Annotated in this window: 14 protein-coding genes; 8 read left to right on the top strand and 6 right to left on the bottom strand. The window is 64.0% G+C overall.

Features of this window, described 5'->3' with window-relative positions; all coding sequences use genetic code 11:
- Positions 1 to 14 precede the first annotated feature (14 nt).
- The 8 genes from CLU91_RS15535 (at position 15) to ahpF (ending at position 9,324) form a co-directional block, all read left to right on the top strand.
- A complete protein-coding gene (locus CLU91_RS15535) occupies positions 15 to 986 on the top strand; it encodes an ABC transporter permease (RefSeq protein ID WP_100874880.1) in 972 nt (323 codons plus the stop codon).
- A gap of 9 nt (positions 987 to 995) precedes the next feature.
- Positions 996 to 2,036: a LacI family DNA-binding transcriptional regulator gene (locus tag CLU91_RS15530; protein ID WP_100874879.1), complete on the top strand. Its 1,041-nt coding sequence runs from the start codon at positions 996 to 998 to the stop codon at positions 2,034 to 2,036.
- An 18-nt stretch (positions 2,037 to 2,054) separates the two neighbouring features.
- Positions 2,055 to 2,963, top strand: a complete 909-nt coding sequence (rbsK, locus tag CLU91_RS15525) for a ribokinase (protein WP_100874878.1) — start codon at positions 2,055 to 2,057, stop codon at positions 2,961 to 2,963.
- Positions 2,964 to 2,967: 4 nt separating this feature from the next.
- Positions 2,968 to 3,360, top strand: a complete 393-nt coding sequence (rbsD, locus tag CLU91_RS15520; RefSeq protein ID WP_035823039.1) for a D-ribose pyranase — start codon at positions 2,968 to 2,970, stop codon at positions 3,358 to 3,360.
- Between the two features lie 135 nt (positions 3,361 to 3,495).
- A complete protein-coding gene (locus tag CLU91_RS15515) occupies positions 3,496 to 6,303 on the top strand; it encodes an EAL domain-containing protein (protein ID WP_232730767.1) in 2,808 nt (935 codons plus the stop codon).
- 176 nt (positions 6,304 to 6,479) lie between these two features.
- Positions 6,480 to 6,878, top strand: coding sequence for a DUF3597 domain-containing protein (locus CLU91_RS15510; protein WP_100874876.1), 399 nt, complete (start codon positions 6,480 to 6,482; stop codon positions 6,876 to 6,878).
- 188 nt (positions 6,879 to 7,066) lie between these two features.
- Positions 7,067 to 7,630, top strand: a complete 564-nt coding sequence (gene ahpC / locus CLU91_RS15505; protein ID WP_034780873.1) for an alkyl hydroperoxide reductase subunit C — start codon at positions 7,067 to 7,069, stop codon at positions 7,628 to 7,630.
- A gap of 98 nt (positions 7,631 to 7,728) precedes the next feature.
- Positions 7,729 to 9,324, top strand: a complete 1,596-nt coding sequence (gene ahpF, locus CLU91_RS15500) for an alkyl hydroperoxide reductase subunit F (RefSeq protein ID WP_100874875.1) — start codon at positions 7,729 to 7,731, stop codon at positions 9,322 to 9,324.
- A 66-nt stretch (positions 9,325 to 9,390) separates the two neighbouring features.
- Here ahpF and CLU91_RS15495 read toward each other — a convergent pair whose 3' ends face one another.
- From CLU91_RS15495 to CLU91_RS15470, 6 genes are all read right to left on the bottom strand, one after another.
- Positions 9,391 to 11,856: a TonB-dependent siderophore receptor gene (locus CLU91_RS15495; protein ID WP_100874874.1), complete on the bottom strand. Its 2,466-nt coding sequence runs from the start codon at positions 11,854 to 11,856 to the stop codon at positions 9,391 to 9,393.
- Between the two features lie 91 nt (positions 11,857 to 11,947).
- Positions 11,948 to 12,973: a FecR family protein gene (locus CLU91_RS15490; RefSeq protein ID WP_100874873.1), complete on the bottom strand. Its 1,026-nt coding sequence runs from the start codon at positions 12,971 to 12,973 to the stop codon at positions 11,948 to 11,950.
- Positions 12,970 to 13,470: a sigma-70 family RNA polymerase sigma factor gene (locus CLU91_RS15485; protein ID WP_198521341.1), complete on the bottom strand. Its 501-nt coding sequence runs from the start codon at positions 13,468 to 13,470 to the stop codon at positions 12,970 to 12,972. Before CLU91_RS15485 ends, CLU91_RS15490 begins: the two co-directional genes overlap by 4 nt.
- Positions 13,471 to 13,600: 130 nt before the next feature.
- A complete protein-coding gene (locus CLU91_RS15480; protein WP_157814708.1) occupies positions 13,601 to 13,939 on the bottom strand; it encodes a CzcE family metal-binding protein in 339 nt (112 codons plus the stop codon).
- A 129-nt stretch (positions 13,940 to 14,068) separates the two neighbouring features.
- Positions 14,069 to 14,695 (bottom strand): ATP-binding cassette domain-containing protein, encoded by a 627-nt coding sequence (locus tag CLU91_RS15475; protein ID WP_100874870.1) that lies wholly within the window; start codon positions 14,693 to 14,695, stop codon positions 14,069 to 14,071.
- Positions 14,686 to 15,789: a hypothetical protein gene (locus CLU91_RS15470; protein ID WP_232730766.1), complete on the bottom strand. Its 1,104-nt coding sequence runs from the start codon at positions 15,787 to 15,789 to the stop codon at positions 14,686 to 14,688. Before CLU91_RS15470 ends, CLU91_RS15475 begins: the two co-directional genes overlap by 10 nt.
- Between the last annotated feature and the right edge of the window lie 86 nt (positions 15,790 to 15,875).

The following is a 15,875-nucleotide window of genomic DNA, read 5'->3' as shown; positions in this document are numbered from 1 at the left end:
CCGGAAAGATTCCCATGACCACTACCTCTTCCCCATCGTATCTGCAGCGCAGCCTGGCCGACCTGAAAAACTATGCGGGCCTGATCGGCGCCCTGGTCGCCATGTGCGTGCTGTTCTCGTTTGCCAGCGAAAATTTCTTTACGCTCGCCACCCTCAGCACCCTGTCGAACAATATCCCGACCCTGGTCGTGATGGCGGTCGGCATGACTTTTGTGTTGATCATCGGCGGCATCGACTTATCGGTCGGCTCCGTCATGGCGCTGGCCGCTTCCGTGCTGTCGCTGGCTGTCGTGCACTGGGGCTGGCCCGTGTGGAGCGCGGCCTTGCTGGGCATGTTCGTTGCCGCCCTGTGCGGCGCGACGACGGGCTTGATTTCCGTCGGCTGGCGCATACCCTCGTTCATCGTGTCCCTGGGCGTGCTGGAAATGGCGCGCGGCATGGCGTATCAGGTGACGAACTCGCGCACGGAATACATCGGCAGCGCCGTGGATGGCATCAGCTCGCCGATCGCCTTCGGCCTGTCGCCCGCTTTCATCGCCGCCATCGCCATCGTCGTCATCGGCCATTTGGTGCTCACGCGCACGGTGCTGGGACGCCACTGGATCGGCATCGGCACGAATGAAGAAGCCGTGCGTTTGTCGGGCATCAATACAAAACCGTCAAAAGTGCTGGTGTTTGCCTTGATGGGTTTCCTCGCCGGCGTGGGCGCGCTGTTCCAGGTGTCGCGCCTGGAAGCGGCCGACCCGAACGGCGGCGTGGGCATGGAATTGCAAGTGATCGCCGCCGTTGTGATCGGCGGCACGAGCCTGATGGGCGGTCGCGGTTCCGTCATCAGCACCTTTATCGGCGTATTGATCATTTCCGTGCTGGAAGCGGGCCTGGCGCAAGTGGGCGTGTCCGAACCCGTGAAACGCATCGTCACGGGCCTGGTGATCGTCGCGGCCGTGGTGCTCGATACCTACCGCCGCCGCGGCGAGCGTTCATAATACTGGCCCATGGCAACCATCAAACAAGTGGCGCAGGCGGCGGGAGTGTCGTTCACCACCGTGTCGCACGTCCTCAACAATACCCGCCCCGTCAGCGACGCGGCGCGCCGCGCCGTGCTGGCGGCCGTGGAACAATTGCATTACGTGCCCAGCGCGCTGGCACGTTCCCTGCGCAGCCGCAGCACGGGCACCATCGGCCTGATCATTCCGAATAATACGAATCCATATTTCTCGGAAGTGGCGCGCGGCATCGAGGACAGCTGCTACGCGGCCGGCTACAGCGTGATTCTGTGCAATTCCGATGACGACCCCGTCAAGCAGCGCGATTACCTGAACGTGCTCTTGACCAAGCGCTGCGACGGCTTGATCCTGTCCGCGCTGGCCGACAGCGACGGCGAATTGCTGCGCAAGATGAAGGTGCCGGCCGTGCTGCTCGACCGCGCGCCCAGCGACCTGTCCATCGATGCCGTGGCCGTCGACAACCGCGCCGGCGGTGCCTTGGCTGCGCGCCATTTGCTGGGCCTGGGACGCCGGCGTCTCGCCTGCATCGCCGGCCCGCGCGAAGTGAGCATTTCCAATGAGCGCATCGCCGGCGTGCGCAGCGCCATGGCGGACGCGGGCGTAGTCCTGGCCGATACGCTGTGCCGCCATAGCGATTTTACGAGCGCGGGCGGCTATGCGGCGGCGCTGGACTTGCTGGCGCTGCCCAAGAGCGAGCGCCCCGACGCCCTGTTCTGCTGCAATGACTTGATGGCCTTTGGCGCCTTGCGCGCCGCCGCCGAGCGCGGCATTGCCGTGCCCGTGGACCTGGCCGTCGTCGGCTTCGACGATATCGACCTGGCCAGCTTCGTGCATCCGGCCTTGAGCAGCGTGGCGCAAAACACGCGCGAGCTGGGCCACATCACGGCTGCCTGCCTGCTGGCGCGCATCGCCGACCCCGCCTTGCCGCGCCAGCAGCGCAGCATCGCCCCGGAACTGCACGTGCGCGGCTCCAGCGCGGCGCCCGCGCCAGCACCTTTTTCCAGCACCTTTTTCTTCACCTGCAACTGAACTGATGGGAATGACATCATGATCGTGGTTATCGGCAGCATCAATATGGACCTGGTCTTGCGCGTGCCGCGCATGCCCCTCCCCGGCGAAACCCTGACGGGCGGCGCGTTTCGAACCATTCCGGGCGGCAAGGGCGCCAACCAGGCCGTGGCTTGCGCGCGCCTGAGCGGCAAAGTGGCGGGCGCCCAGCAAGTGGCCATGGTCGGCTGCGTGGGCGACGATGCCTTTGGCGCGACCTTGCGCGCGGCGCTCGTGGGCGACGGCATCATCGACAGCCACATCACGACCTTGCCCGGTATCGCGTCCGGCATCGCCTCGATCCTCGTCGACGACAATGGCCAGAACAGCATCGTGATCGCGGGCGGCGCCAACGATTTATTGAGCCCCGCGCACATCGACGCGGCAAAAGAGCTGATCGAGCAGGCCGACATCGTCGTGCTGCAACTGGAAACGCCGATGGCCACCGTCGTGCATGCGATCAAACTGGCCCGTTCGCTGGGCAAGACCGTGGTGCTGAACCCGGCCCCGGCGGCCAGCCTGCCGCAAGGCGTGCTGGAGCTGGTCGACTACCTGATTCCGAATGAAATCGAAGCGGCCATGCTGGCCGGCGTCAGCCCGGATGGCGCGGACGCCGCGGCGCTGGCCGCCGCGCTGCAAAAGCTGGGCAGCGACAACGTCATCATTACCTTGGGCTCCAAGGGCGTGCACGCGGCCCTGTATGGCGGTGATTTCACGTTTCCGGCCGAAGCCGTGCAAGCCGTCGACACGACGGCCGCCGGCGACACCTTCATCGGCGGCTTTGTGGCGGGCCTGGCGTCCGGCATGGATGAGGCGGAAGCGATTGGCCAAGGCCAGCGCGCGGCCGCCTGGAGCGTCACCAAGCCCGGCGCGCAAACCTCGATCCCCCACTTGCACGAGCTGTTCTGAACCCATGAAAAAATCACCGCTGCTCAATATCGCACTGTCGCAACTGATCGCCTCGCTCGGCCATGGCGACATGCTCGTCATCGGCGACGCGGGCTTGCCCTCGCAGCCGGGGGTGCCCCTGATCGACCTGGCCCTGACGCGCGGTATCCCCGGCTTCATCGATACCGTGAACACGGTGCTGAGCGAAATGCAGGTGGAATACCATTTGCTCGCCAGCGAGTTGCCGCAGCATAATCCGGCCATGGCGGCGCAGGTGGCGGCCCTGGCCTTGCCCGATGCGCGCCAGGTGACGCACGAGGAGTTCAAGCAATTGAGCAAGGGTGCGCGCGCCATTGTGCGTACGGGGGAGTGCAGTCCGTATGCCAACATCATTTTGGTGGCTGGCGTCGTGTTCTAGCGCAAACAAAGGCCAGATTGTTTGGCCAAAAACATCAACATTATTGTCCCTAGTGAAATAATTATCCATCGGCAAAAGGGGCGGCTACAATAGCCTCACCCCTGCCAGCTTGGCAGCTTCCTGTGGTGTTGCGCCATGCCGATGAAAGCACCCGACGCTTTCCGCTGCTGTTTCTTCCTGCTGCTGGGCCTGGCCATGCCCGCCCGGGCGCTGGAAGCCGTCTCCCTGCAGCTCAATTTCACGCACCAGTTCCAGTTTGCCGGCTATTACGCGGCCATCGAGCAAGGTTACTACCGCGACGCGGGGCTGGAGGTGACATTGGTCGAAGGCAGCGGCGTGCCGCCTGCCGAGGCCGCCGTGCTGACGGGCCAGGCCGAATATGGCGTGGGTAACAGCACCTTGCTGCTCAGCCGCCTGGCCGGCAAGCCCGTGGTGGTGCTGGCCGTGGTGTTCCAGCATTCGCCCAGCGTGCTGCTGATGCGCCAGCATGGCGGCGCGCCCGATGTGCGCAAGCTCGTGGGGGCGCCCGTGATGATCGGTGCGGCCGGCGATGTGGCCCTTGCCTCCGATGAAGTGTCGCTGTTTCTGCAAAAAATGGGCGTCGCGCCACAGCAGATGCGCCATTTGCCGCCCAGCTACCGGATCGAGGATTTTATCAATGGCAAGGTCGACGCGATAGCCGCGTATTCCACCAACGAACCGGATTACCTGGACCGGGCGGGCTTTCCCTATTATCAATTCACGCCGCGCACGGCCGGCATCGATTTCTACGGCGACAACCTGTTTACCAGCGAGTACGAACTGCGCCGGCATCCCGAGCGCGTGAAAGCGTTCCGCGCGGCCAGCCTGCGCGGCTGGCAATACGCGATGGCGCACCGCGAGGAAATGGCGGATGTGATCCACGTCAAATACAGCCAGCGCCACGACCGCGATCATCTGCTGTACGAGGCGCAGCAGATGGAATTGCTGCTGCAGCCCGTGCTGGTGGAACCTGGCTACATGAATCCCCAGCGCTGGCAGCATATCGCCGACACCTATGCCGCCATGGGCGTGCTGCCGCGCAATGCCACGGACAGCCGCGCCTACCAGGGCTTTTTGTATCACCCCGTGCCGGGCGCCGACCTGGGCTGGCTGTACCTGTCGCTGGGCGTGGCGGGCAGCTTGCTGGCCGTCTCGGCTGCCTTTCACTTCAGTAATCTGGCGCGCGAGCGCCGCCGCACGGAAGAAACCATCCGCCAGGGGGAATTGCGCTTTCGCACCATGTTTGAGGAAGCACCGATGGGCATCGCCCTGATCGATACCGTGAGCGGACAGTTTCTTGATATCAATCCGCGCTATCTGGCCATCGCCGGGCGCAGCCTGGAGCAGATGAAGCGGTCGAGCTGGATGGAGATCAGCCATCCCGACGACGTGGCCGGTGAGCAGGCACATGTGGCGCAGCTGCTGGCGCAGCGCATGCCGGGTTTCCGCCACGCCAAGCGCATCGTGCGTCCCGATGGCGGCGTGGTGTGGGTCGATGCGTCGGTGACGGCCATCGCCACGGCGCGCCATGGTGGACCGCACCACCTGTGCATGCTGGAAGACGTGACGGACAAGCGGCAAACGGAAGCGCTGATCTGGCAGCAAGCCAATTTCGATACCCTGACGCAATTGCCGAATCGCCGCATGTTCCACGAGCGCCTGCGCCAAGCGCTGGCGCAAGGCCGCCGCGATACGAGCCGCGTGGCCATCCTGTTCATCGACCTCGACCATTTCAAGGAAGTCAACGATACCCTCGGCCACCACCAGGGCGATATCCTGCTGATCGAGGCGGCGCGGCGCATTCGCGTGGGCGTGCGCGAGACGGATACGGTGGCGCGCCTGGGCGGCGATGAATTCACGGTGATCCTGTCCGACCTCGATGATCTGCAGCAAGTCGACCGCATCGCGCGGCAGATACTCGACGGCTTGCTGGCGCCGTTCCTGCTGGGGCAGGAGCAGGCGTTTGTCTCGGCCTCGATCGGTATCACCCTGTATCCCGATGACGCGGGCACGATCGAGGACTTGCTCAAGCAGGCGGACCAGGCCATGTATGTGTCGAAAGGGGCGGGGCGCAACCGCTACAGTTATTTTACGCCCGCCATGCAGGTGGCGGCCGTCAACCGCATGCGCCTGGCGGCGGACTTGCGCACGGCCCTGCGCGAACAGCAGATGCAGCTGTATTACCAGCCCATCGTCGAACTGCACAGCGGCAAGCTTGCCAAGGCGGAAGCCTTGCTGCGCTGGCAGCATCCGCAGCGGGGCATCGTGTGCCCGCCGGATTTCCTGGCGCTGGCCGAAAGCAGCGGCCTGATCGTCGACATCGGCGACTGGGTGCTGCGCACGGCGGTCGCGCAGTTGCTGCGCTGGCGCGCGCAAGGTCACGTCATCGGCTTGCCGGGGCTGCAACTGTGCCTGAACCAGTCGCCGCTGGAATTGCAGCGCGAAGTGGAGGCGCCCGGCACCTGGCTGCGCCAGCTGCTGGCGCTCAATGTGCCGGCCTCGGCCATTGTGCTCGACGTGCGCGAAGATGCGCTGCTGGGGACCGGCGCAGGAAGCGGCATGGCGCAGCGGCTGCAGTATTTGCGCGAGGCAGGCTTGCAGATTGCCCTCGATGACTTCGGCAGCGGCCCCGCCTCGCTGACGCAATTGCAGCAGTGCGGCATCGACTACCTTAAGCTCGACGGCGTGCTGGTGCGCAAGCTGGCGCCCGGCGCCAGCGAACTGGTGTTGTGCGAAGCCATCGTCACCATGGCGCACAAGCTGGGTTTGCAAGTCATCGCCGAAGGGGTGGAGACCGAAGAGCAGCGCGCGCGGCTGCTGGAAATCGGCTGCGATTTTGCGCAAGGCGAGCTGTTTGCGCCGCCGCTGGCCATCGACGCATTCGATGCGCTGCTGCGTGCGCAGCAGCCCTTGCACCCTTGAAACAGGCATACCCTGCCACCAGATTTGTCGCAAGCCTGCGGGACGGGGCTCCCGGCTTGAACGGGCTTATACTCGATGGGCTGGCGCCTGCGCCCGGCTCCAGCTGTCACCGGTTCGCGTCATGAACCGGGCGCGCAGGCAAACCTTCTTCCATTCACTCAACTCGAGGTGACCTCATGGGCATTTTCAGCAATATCTACAACAAAATCTTCCACCATGCGTCCGACGCCGCACCGGCAGCCACGCCGGCCGCCGCCACGATAGCACCTGCCGCAGCACCGGCGGCAGCACCTGCTGCGCCAGCGGCTGCCGCGCCCGTGGTGGACGTGGAAGTGGTGCTGGTCGAGCTGGCCAGCAAGAACGCGGAAAAACTCAATTGGCGCACGTCCATCGTCGACCTGATGAAATTGCTTCAACTCGACAGCAGCCTGGCCTCGCGCAAGGAACTGGCGCAAGAGCTGCACTTCACGGGCGACACCAACGATTCGGCCAGCATGAATATCTGGCTGCATCGCCAGGTGATGATCAAGCTGGCGGAAAACGGCGGCAAAGTACCGGAAGAACTCAAAAATTAACGACCCGGCGGCAGGAAGGGGAATCCTTTTTGTCGCTGTTCAATCCCGTGGGAACTGCCTATCATGGAGTTCCCATGATGCCATGATAGTTAAAACCAATTGAAACTATTGTGACAATCAATTTTGCATATGGGTTAAAACCCCTTACACTAGAGTCTTACTGATTCACCACACGAGAGGAAATGATTATGTCGCTCATCAATACCCAAGTTAAACCATTCAAGGCAACCGCATTCCACAATGGCAAATTCGTCGACCTGACGGAAGCGTCGCTGAAAGGCAAGTGGTCGGTATTCGTGTTCTACCCAGCCGACTTCACCTTCGTTTGCCCAACCGAACTGGAAGACCTGGCCGATCACCACGCCGAGTTCCAGAAGCTGGGCGTCGATGTCTACGGCATCTCGACCGATTCGCACTTCGCGCACAAAGCATGGCACGACACCTCGGACGCGATCAAGAAAGTGCAATACGCACTGATCGGCGACCCAACCGGTACCCTGTCGCGCAATTTCGAAGTCATGATCGAAGAAGAAGGCATGGCACTGCGCGGTACCTTCGTCATCAATCCAGACGGCTTCATCAAAGTGCTGGAAGTGCATGACAACGGCATCGGCCGTGACGCATCGGAACTGTTGCGCAAAGTTAAGGCAGCTCAATACGTTGCCGCTCACCCAGGCGAAGTGTGCCCAGCCAAATGGACGGAAGGCGCAGCAACCCTGACCCCATCGCTGGACCTGGTTGGCAAGATCTAAGTCTCGATGCAACACGTAGCAAACAAGTAGTTACCGCGATGCCGGACCGGGCGTCCGGCCCGGCATACGCCTAAATATTTGTAAAGGAAGAAATAATCATGTTAGATGCCACCCTCAAAACCCAACTGAAATCCTACCTGGAAAAAGTGGTGTATCCGCTTGAGCTGGTCGCTTCTCTCGATGACAGCGCAAAAGCCCGCGAGATGAAGGAATTGCTCCAGGAAATAGTCCTGTTGAGCGACAAGATCACGCTGGTCGAGCGCCTTGACGCTGGCGTACGCGCCCCGTCGTTCAGCATCAACCGTACCGGCTCCGACATCGGCGTGCGTTTCGCCGGTGTACCGCTGGGCCACGAATTTACCTCCTTGGTGCTGGCGCTGCTGCAAGTGGGCGGCCACACCATCAAGTTCGACGACGCCGTGATCGAGCAGATCCGCAACCTCGACGGCGATTACGAGTTTGAAACGTTTATTTCGCTCTCCTGCCATAACTGCCCGGAAGTGGTGCAGGCCTTGAATGCCATGGCCGTGATCAACCCGCGCATCAAGGTCACCACCATCGATGGCGGCGTGTTCCCGAAAGAAGTGGAAGAGCGGCAAATCATGGCCGTGCCGATGATGTTCCTCAATGGCCAGCACTTTGGCCAGGGACGCACGAATGTCGAGGAAATCCTCGCCAAGCTCGACACCAATGCCGGCGCCCGCCAGGCGGAAGCACTGAACAAGAAAGACGTGTTTGACGTGCTGATCGTCGGCGGCGGCCCTGCCGGCGCGGCAGCGGCCATCTACGCGGCCCGCAAAGGCATCAAGACGGGCGTGCTGGCCGAGCGTTTCGGCGGCCAGGTGCTCGACACCCTTGCCATCGAAAACTTTATTTCCGTCAAGGAAACCGATGGTCCGAAGTTCGCCATGGCGCTGGAACAGCACGTCAAGGAATACGACGTCGACATCATGAACACCCAGCGCGCCGCGAAACTGACGCCGGGCAAGTTGGTGCAGATTGAAACGGCGAATGGCGCCATCCTGAAAGCCAAGACCGTGATCCTGGCCACCGGCGCCCGCTGGCGCGAAATCAACGTGCCGGGCGAGAAGGAATACCGCAACCACGGTGTCGCCTACTGCCCGCACTGCGATGGCCCGCTGTTCAAGGGCAAGCGCGTGGCCGTGATCGGCGGCGGCAACTCGGGTGTGGAAGCGGCGATCGACCTGGCCGGTCTCGTGAAACACGTGACCCTGATCGAGTTCGGCGCGGAATTGCGTGCCGATGCGGTGCTGCAACGCAAGCTGCACAGCCTGCCTAACGTGACCGTGATCACGTCGGCGCAAACGACCGAGATCCACGGCGACGGCAAGATCGTCAATGGCCTGAGCTATACGGACCGGGTCGGCGGCGAGTCGAAAAAGGTCGAGCTGGAAGGCGTCTTCGTGCAAATCGGCCTGGTGCCGAACACGGAGTGGCTCAAAGGCACGGTGGCACTGTCGCGCCACGGTGAAATCGAAGTCGATGCCCGCGGCCAGACCTCGATCCCCGGCGTGTTTGCGGCCGGCGACGTCACCACGGTGCCGTACAAGCAGATCATCATCGCCACCGGCGAAGGCGCCAAGGCAGCCCTGTCCGCCTTTGACCACCTGATCCGCTCGGATGACGAGGAAGTGGTGGAAGAGTCGGCAGCGAAAGAAGCATTGACGGCCTAAGCTGTCCCGCCGCAAAAAAACCGGAAACGCCGCAAGGCGCTTCCGGTTTTTTTACGCCGATGAAAATTACAGCTTGAACGCCAGGCCCACGCGCACGTTGCGCCCTTCGCCGTAATACGAGGAATTCGAATTGACCTGGTAGTGCTTGTCGAACAGGTTATTCACATTCACGGACACGCTGACGGTCTTGCTGAACGCGTATTGCAGCATGGCATCGGCCAGCACATAACTGCCCTGGCGGATGATGGGGTCGCCCGGCAGGGCCAGGTAGGACATGTCGGAGCGCGTATGGTTTTGCCAGCGCACGCCACCGCCCACGTTCAGGCCGCCCGCGCCGGCGCCGCCCAACTCTGGCAAGCGATAGCTGGTGAAGACCTTGAAGGTGCTTTGCGGCACTTCCGTATTGAGTTGCTTGCCGTCGGAGTCGGCGCTCATGTTGCGTGCAAAACCGGCCGTGCCTTGCCAGTTGGTGGCCAGCTGGCCCGCCACTTCCAGTTCCAGGCCGCGGCTGGTCGTGCCCGTGGCGGCGCGGTAGGCTTGCGAACCGTCGGGCGCAAAGGCGCCGGGGATCGACACGGCAAAATTGTCTTGCTTGGTCTTGTACAGGGCGGCCGTGACGTTGAGACGCTTGTCCAGCAGCGCGCCTTTCACGCCAGCTTCGTAGCTGTTGCCCAGCAGGGGATCGAGGTAGCTGCCATCGGCGCCCTTGTTGTTTTGCGGCTGGAAGATATTCGTGTAGCTGCCATACACGGACCAGTCGCGGCTGACGTCGTAGACGACGCCGGCGTACGGCGTGAATTCGCCCGTTTCCTGGCGGCTGCTGCGGTCCGTGATCTTGCTGTCGAACGGCGTTTCCGACTGTGAACGCTTCCAGCTGGTGACGCGCGAACCGAGCACCAGTGCCAGGGTGTCGGTCGCCTTGATGCGTGCCGTGGCGTAGACGCTGTTGGTGCGCTCGGTGGAGTGGATGTCGCTGTTGGGCGGATTGTTCGGCTTCACAGGCGTATTGCCATCCCATGTGAAAATATTCTCGATGACGTTGCTCCAGCCGGGGAAGGACCAGCGGCCGTGGCCTTGCGTATCGTTGCGCGTGCGCGAACTGGTGGCGCCCAGCACCAACTCGTGGCGGCGGCCGAACAGGTCGACGGGGCCATTCGCGTAGACGTCCAGGGTATCTTGCACGGGTTTGCCTGCCCACAGGGCCGACCACAGCCCCACGCCTGTACCTGTGGCCTTGTCGATGCCGAATTCATCGGTCCAGCCCGGCACTTCCGTGTAATCGCTGCTGTCGCGCGTCAGCGTGGCCTTGGCGCGCCAGCCGTTGCCGAACTGATGTTCCAGGCTGGCAAAGTAGCTGCGGTTTTCACGGTCGGCGGATGCCCAGCGCGCGCCCGAGGAATCGGAACGTTGCCAGTGCGTGCGCGTGCCGTCCTTGTAGAAGAAGGGGCGGCCCGAGCGGCCCACACCTTGGGCCTGGTAGTCTTGCCAGGCAAAGCCGAGGGTCGCCAGGGTATTGGGCGCCAGGTCCGCCTCGATGATGCCGTACAGGACTTTGCGCTTTTCCTTTTCATAGTCGACTTGCGACTGGTTTTCCTGCACGGCCGCCACCAGGCGCGCGCGCACTGTGCGTGCTTCGTTGACGGGACCGGCAATATCGGCTTCGCCGCGGCGGTAATCCCAGGTGCCGCCCGTCAGCTTGAGGCTCGCTTGTGCCGTGGCCGTGGGACGCTTGCGCACCAGGTTGATGGTGGCGCCCGGCGTGCCGATGCCGTTCATCAGGCCGGTGGCCCCGCGCACCACTTCGGCGCGGTCATAGATCACCATGTCATTCGTCTGGAAAATGCCCACGTAATCCGTAAACAGGCGCGCCACGCCGTCGACCTGCATGTTTTGCACGCTGGCGCCACGCGCAAAAAAGCCGTTGGTATCGCTGCCGGACGGGCCATATTGCACGAACGTCAGGCCCGTGGTGCGCTTGACGAGGTCTTCCTGCTGCACGATGTTTTGCTCGTCCATCTGCTGGCGCGTGACGACGCTGACGGACTGCGGCGTTTCGCGGATCGACAGGGGCAGGCGCGTGGCCGTCTGCATCGATGCGGTGGTGTAGGAAGCGCTGCCTTCCGTGGTGCCGTCACGTTCCTGCGCCGCGCTGACGGTGACGGGCGCCATGGTCTTTTCCGGCGCGGCAATGCTCCCCGCGCGGATGATCACGTCGTTGCCGTCCATTTGCGCCACCAGGCCAGTGCCGGCCAGCAAGCGTTCGAGCGCCTGGCGCGCGGACAATTGCCCGGTCACGGCGGGGGCGTGCTTGCCGGCCACCAAGTCGGGATGCACCATCAATTGCAATCCCGCCTGGCGCGCCAGGGTATTCAAGGCCGTGCCCAGCGCCTGCGCCGGCACGGCGACCGTGACGACGGCTTCCGTGGTCAAGGCCTGGGCATGCAGCGAGGGCGCGGCGCCAATGGCGGCCAGGGCGAGGGCCAGAGTGAGGGGAGCGAAGTGGAACGGGGAAACGGTACGCGGGCAAGACATCGAGGCTATTCTCCAAAAGTAAATATAAATACGAATCATTACCAATGAAGACGCACGAGCCGCCAAACAGTTGAGGTCAATCGCAAAAAATTTATGGCGCAGCCGTGATGACGGTACTGCCGCCTTCTTCGCGCAGGCGCAGGGGCAGCACTTGCGGCAGGGCGCGGCGGAAGGATGCCACTTCGCGCAGTTTGAAACTGCCGTTCAGGCGCAGTTCGCCTACGGCTGCATCGGCCAGGCGCAAGTGCGTCGGGCCATAGCGCTCGAACTCGGCCAGGGCTACGCGCAAGGGCGTGTTGTTGAAATGCGCGCGGCCTTCACGCCACAGCATCGCGTCTTCGGGCGTGGCATTCGTCAACGCTTCCAGCGTGCCCGCCGCATCGCTGCGCACGGCCTGGCCCGCCGTCAGCAGCAGCGGCGCGCCGCTGCCCGCCACGCGCACGATGCCGTGTTCCACTTGCACGCTGGCGCCATCGCCGTACAGACCGCTATGCGTATGGCGCACGCTAAAGCGTGTGCCCAGCACGGTGACGCGCACGGGACCGGCCAGCACCTCGAACGGGCGCGTCTTGTCGGGCGCGACCGTCAACAGGGCCTGGCCTTCCGGCAGGCGCACTTCGCGGCGCTGGCGGTACAGGGTGACGTCGACGCGCGTGGCCGTGTCCAGGCGCAAGATGCTGCCATCGGGCAATTCCACCGTCAATTGTTCGCCGCGCACGCTGGCAAAGCTGGCGCTGTAGACGGGCTGATGCAGCCAGTATTGCCAGCCGCCCGCCAGCACGGCGCACACGACGGCGGCGCCAGCCAGGCGCACGGGCTGGCACAGTTGCGTCAGCCAGGAAAAGCGGGGCAGCGATGGCGCCGTCTTGCTGGCGGGGACGGGACGCAAACGCGCGATGGTGGCGTCCGGCAGCGCGTCGAGTCCATCCCACACGCTGGCCAGCTGCGCGTAGGCGGCCGCATGCGCCGTGCTGGCGGCGAGCCATTGCTGGAAGGCCGCTTCCTCGCGCTCATCGAGGCCATCCTGGCGGCGCACCAGCCAGTCGGCGGCCTGCACGTCCAGCGCGGGCTGTTGCGCGAGGAAGGCGGCGCTGTCGTGGCGATCTGATGGTCTCATGGCTGCGTCCCCTTGATGCGCTCCTCCACGGCCCTGCAGGCGAGCACGCCGCGCATGATGTGCTGCGCCACCATATTGCGCGAAATACCCATCTGCTCCGCCACTTGCTGGTGCGACAGGCCATCGAAACGGTTCAGGATGAAGGCTTCACGGCAGCGCGGTGGCAAGGCTGCGATGGCGCGCGCGATGGCTGTGGCATATTCTTCGTAGGCATAGATTGCTTCGGGCTGGGCATGCGCGGGCGCGGCTGGCTGCTGCGTTTCCAGCAAGGTGTCGAGCTCGTCGTGGTCGCGCACGGCGGCGCGCCGGTGGCCGTCGATCAGCAGGCGGCGCGCCGTCTGGTGCAGCAGGGCGCGCGGCTCGGCGATGGCTTGTCCCGCGCGCTGCATGCTGAGGAAGCGGGCATAGCTTTCCTGCACTACGTCAGCCGCCGCCGCCCGGTCCTTCAGGTTGCGCAGGCAAAAATTCAGCAGTTCTCGGTAATAGCGTGCAACCACGGGAGACAGTCGGCAGGAAGGGCGGGACGGCGTTGCTAACATGCCGTAAATGATAACGATTCTCATTGTAGCAGTGCCCCAACGCCGCTGTCGATGCCGCGCTTGCGTGCTGTGGTGTTTATGCTGAAGCTCAGCTGCCCGCGTACTGTGGATTGGCGGCCACATACACCTGCACTCCATCGACGGGCATGTCCTGTGGCGCGATCTCGCTCAGGGCGAATTTCGTTTGATGGTTAAAAGTTTGCACGTGCCACGTAAAACGCTGGCCGGCGCGCGCGATGGTGACGGTTTCGCCGCGCGTGACGTTGATGTGGCGCGTGTCGGGCTGCAACTCGATGCTGCGCTGGGCGGTCGTGTGCGGGGCGCTGCGGCCATAGTCGGCGGCCGTGCCCGTGGGGCCGGCCGCGATGGCCGAGGTGGCAAGGGTGGCGCACAGGATGGCCAGGGCGCGGCGGTGGGTGTTCAACATATTAATCTCCAAGAATAAGCCCGGCGCAGTGAATAACCGCGCCGTGTTGTCGTAGTGGCTGCACCGGGATCGCCGGTTTTTGCAACACGGCATCCTAAGCGTTTCTTGTCGGATCTGCAAAGGCCTATTTCACAATTGCACCGTCGCCGCCAGGGGCACGTCCGGCGCCAGATGGCTGGTCAGTACGATGCACTGGCGCGCCAGGCGGGACGGGTCGGACAGGCGCTGGCGCAAGTACGCCATGGCGGATGCGTCGAGGCCATTGAACGGTTCATCGATCAGCAGCAGGCGCACGGGCAAGGCCAGGGCCAGCGCCAGTTGCAGCTTTTTGTGCTGGCCCAAGGAGAGGGCGGTGATGCTTTGCTGCAAGGTCTGCAGCAAGGAAAACGCGCTCAGCTCGTCGTTCAGCAGGGACTGGTCACTGCCAGGGTACAGGGCCAGGTGCAGGTCGAGAAATTCATGTACTTGCAGCCAGGGCAGGGCGGGGGCGTCGCCGCCGCAATAGAACGCTTGCGCGCGGTAGGCCAGCGGCATGAAGCCGCTGTCGACGTCATCGAGGCGGATGGCGCCGCGCGCGGGCAGCAGGGCGCCGCCCGCCAGCTTCAGCAAGGTCGTCTTGCCGGCCCCGTTCGCGCCGCGCAGCCAGGTGATGCCGGGGCCGCATTGCAGATTGAATCTCTGGAATACGCTGTGCGTGGGGAAGTGAAAATCGAGGTGCTCGATGTGCAGCACGGGAGAGGTGGCATTCAATTCCATAATTCGCTTCCGATGGCGCTCAAGGCAAGGATGGAGAAAACGACGAGGGCGACGCGGCCGCGCGCCGTGAGGCGGGGCAGGCCGACGATGGCCAGCAGGGCCGCACTGGCCGTGATGGCGTAGACCGTGGTCACGCGCTGCTGCAAGGCGGCGGGATCGATGGCGTACAGCAAGACCGCACCCGCCAGCAGCACGGCAAACGGCGGCAGCAGGCTGGCCGTGCAGGCCAGGCGGATGAGGTTGCCGCTGGCCAGGGGCCAGGCGTTCAGCACGGGGCGCAGCACGGCGATCTGCTCGCGCACGGCCTTGTCGCCGCGGTCCGTCACAATGATCAGGCTGGCGCTGGCCAGCAAACCCAGCAGCGGCGCGGGCACGAGCGGTGCGCGCAGCAGCCAGGCCAGCATGCTGGCGCCGGCCGTGGCCAGCAGCACGCTTTGCTGGATGCCGATCACGTTTTCATTGCGCCAGAACGGCAGCCAGAACAACCGGCGCCACAGGAATATACTGCGCCAGCGGTGGCGTTGCGGCACGTATGCCGTCATCGTTGACGGGCGCGCCGCTTGGGCGGGGCGTGGCGCGCGCAGGCGCTGCGCCACGATCAGCGTCGTCAACAGCCAGGTCAGCAGCCAGACGGCGATGGTGGCGGCAATACCGGGCGCGGCGACCGGACGCAGCCAGGGTGGCGACTGCGCCAGCCAGATGCTGGCCGAGACGGCATAGGCGACGCCCAGCGGCAGCATCAGCAGGCCGGCCACGGCGATATCGGCTTGCCAGCGCAAACGCGGCGGCAAGGGCAGCTGGCGCAGCCAGGCGGCGGTATTGGCCGGCAACAATCGCTTGCGCAGCAGCCAGGCGGGCAGGCACGTCAGCAGCACTTGCGCACCCAGCAGACCCAAAGCGGCAGGCCAGGGCAGGCTCACGGCGAGAAAACCGGGCAGGGCGATGACGCTGAGCAGACCCAGCAGGACGGGACCGGCCAGGAAAAAGAAGATCTCCATGGAACTCGTCAGGCTGGCGGCAAATTGCAGCAAAGCATGATGGGCCAGGCGCAAGCGCAGGGCAAGATAGGGGGAAAGACTGTGTGGCAGGCGCATCAGGCAGGAGCTGCGGAGTCAGGGTAGCGCTGATTCTAACAGCCGGGGTCAGACCCCAGGACAAGTTAGCGTTGAGCTTGACGTTG

The organism is Janthinobacterium sp. 64 (assembly GCF_002813325.1).
GTDB lineage: Bacteria > Pseudomonadota > Gammaproteobacteria > Burkholderiales > Burkholderiaceae_D > Janthinobacterium.
The sequence above is the reverse complement of the archived record's forward strand: the minus strand, read 5'-3'. Positions and strand labels throughout refer to the sequence as shown.

What these genes read in the sequence shown, in the direction of transcription:
- CLU91_RS15510 (WP_100874876.1), top strand. Translation starts at nt 6,480, where the DNA reads ATGGGCATTTTCAGCAATATCTACAACAAAATCTTCCACCATGCGTCC.
- rbsK (WP_100874878.1), top strand. Translation starts at nt 2,055, where the DNA reads ATGATCGTGGTTATCGGCAGCATCAATATGGACCTGGTCTTGCGCGTG.
- CLU91_RS15530 (WP_100874879.1), top strand. Translation starts at nt 996, where the DNA reads ATGGCAACCATCAAACAAGTGGCGCAGGCGGCGGGAGTGTCGTTCACC.
- CLU91_RS15480 (WP_157814708.1), bottom strand. Translation starts at nt 13,939, where the DNA reads ATGTTGAACACCCACCGCCGCGCCCTGGCCATCCTGTGCGCCACCCTT.
- rbsD (WP_035823039.1), top strand. Translation starts at nt 2,968, where the DNA reads ATGAAAAAATCACCGCTGCTCAATATCGCACTGTCGCAACTGATCGCC.
- CLU91_RS15515 (WP_232730767.1), top strand. Translation starts at nt 3,496, where the DNA reads ATGCCGATGAAAGCACCCGACGCTTTCCGCTGCTGTTTCTTCCTGCTG.
- CLU91_RS15475 (WP_100874870.1), bottom strand. Translation starts at nt 14,695, where the DNA reads ATGGAATTGAATGCCACCTCTCCCGTGCTGCACATCGAGCACCTCGAT.
- CLU91_RS15495 (WP_100874874.1), bottom strand. Translation starts at nt 11,856, where the DNA reads ATGTCTTGCCCGCGTACCGTTTCCCCGTTCCACTTCGCTCCCCTCACT.
- CLU91_RS15535 (WP_100874880.1), top strand. Translation starts at nt 15, where the DNA reads ATGACCACTACCTCTTCCCCATCGTATCTGCAGCGCAGCCTGGCCGAC.
- CLU91_RS15490 (WP_100874873.1), bottom strand. Translation starts at nt 12,973, where the DNA reads ATGAGACCATCAGATCGCCACGACAGCGCCGCCTTCCTCGCGCAACAG.
- ahpF (WP_100874875.1), top strand. Translation starts at nt 7,729, where the DNA reads ATGTTAGATGCCACCCTCAAAACCCAACTGAAATCCTACCTGGAAAAA.
- CLU91_RS15470 (WP_232730766.1), bottom strand. Translation starts at nt 15,789, where the DNA reads ATGCGCCTGCCACACAGTCTTTCCCCCTATCTTGCCCTGCGCTTGCGC.
- ahpC (WP_034780873.1), top strand. Translation starts at nt 7,067, where the DNA reads ATGTCGCTCATCAATACCCAAGTTAAACCATTCAAGGCAACCGCATTC.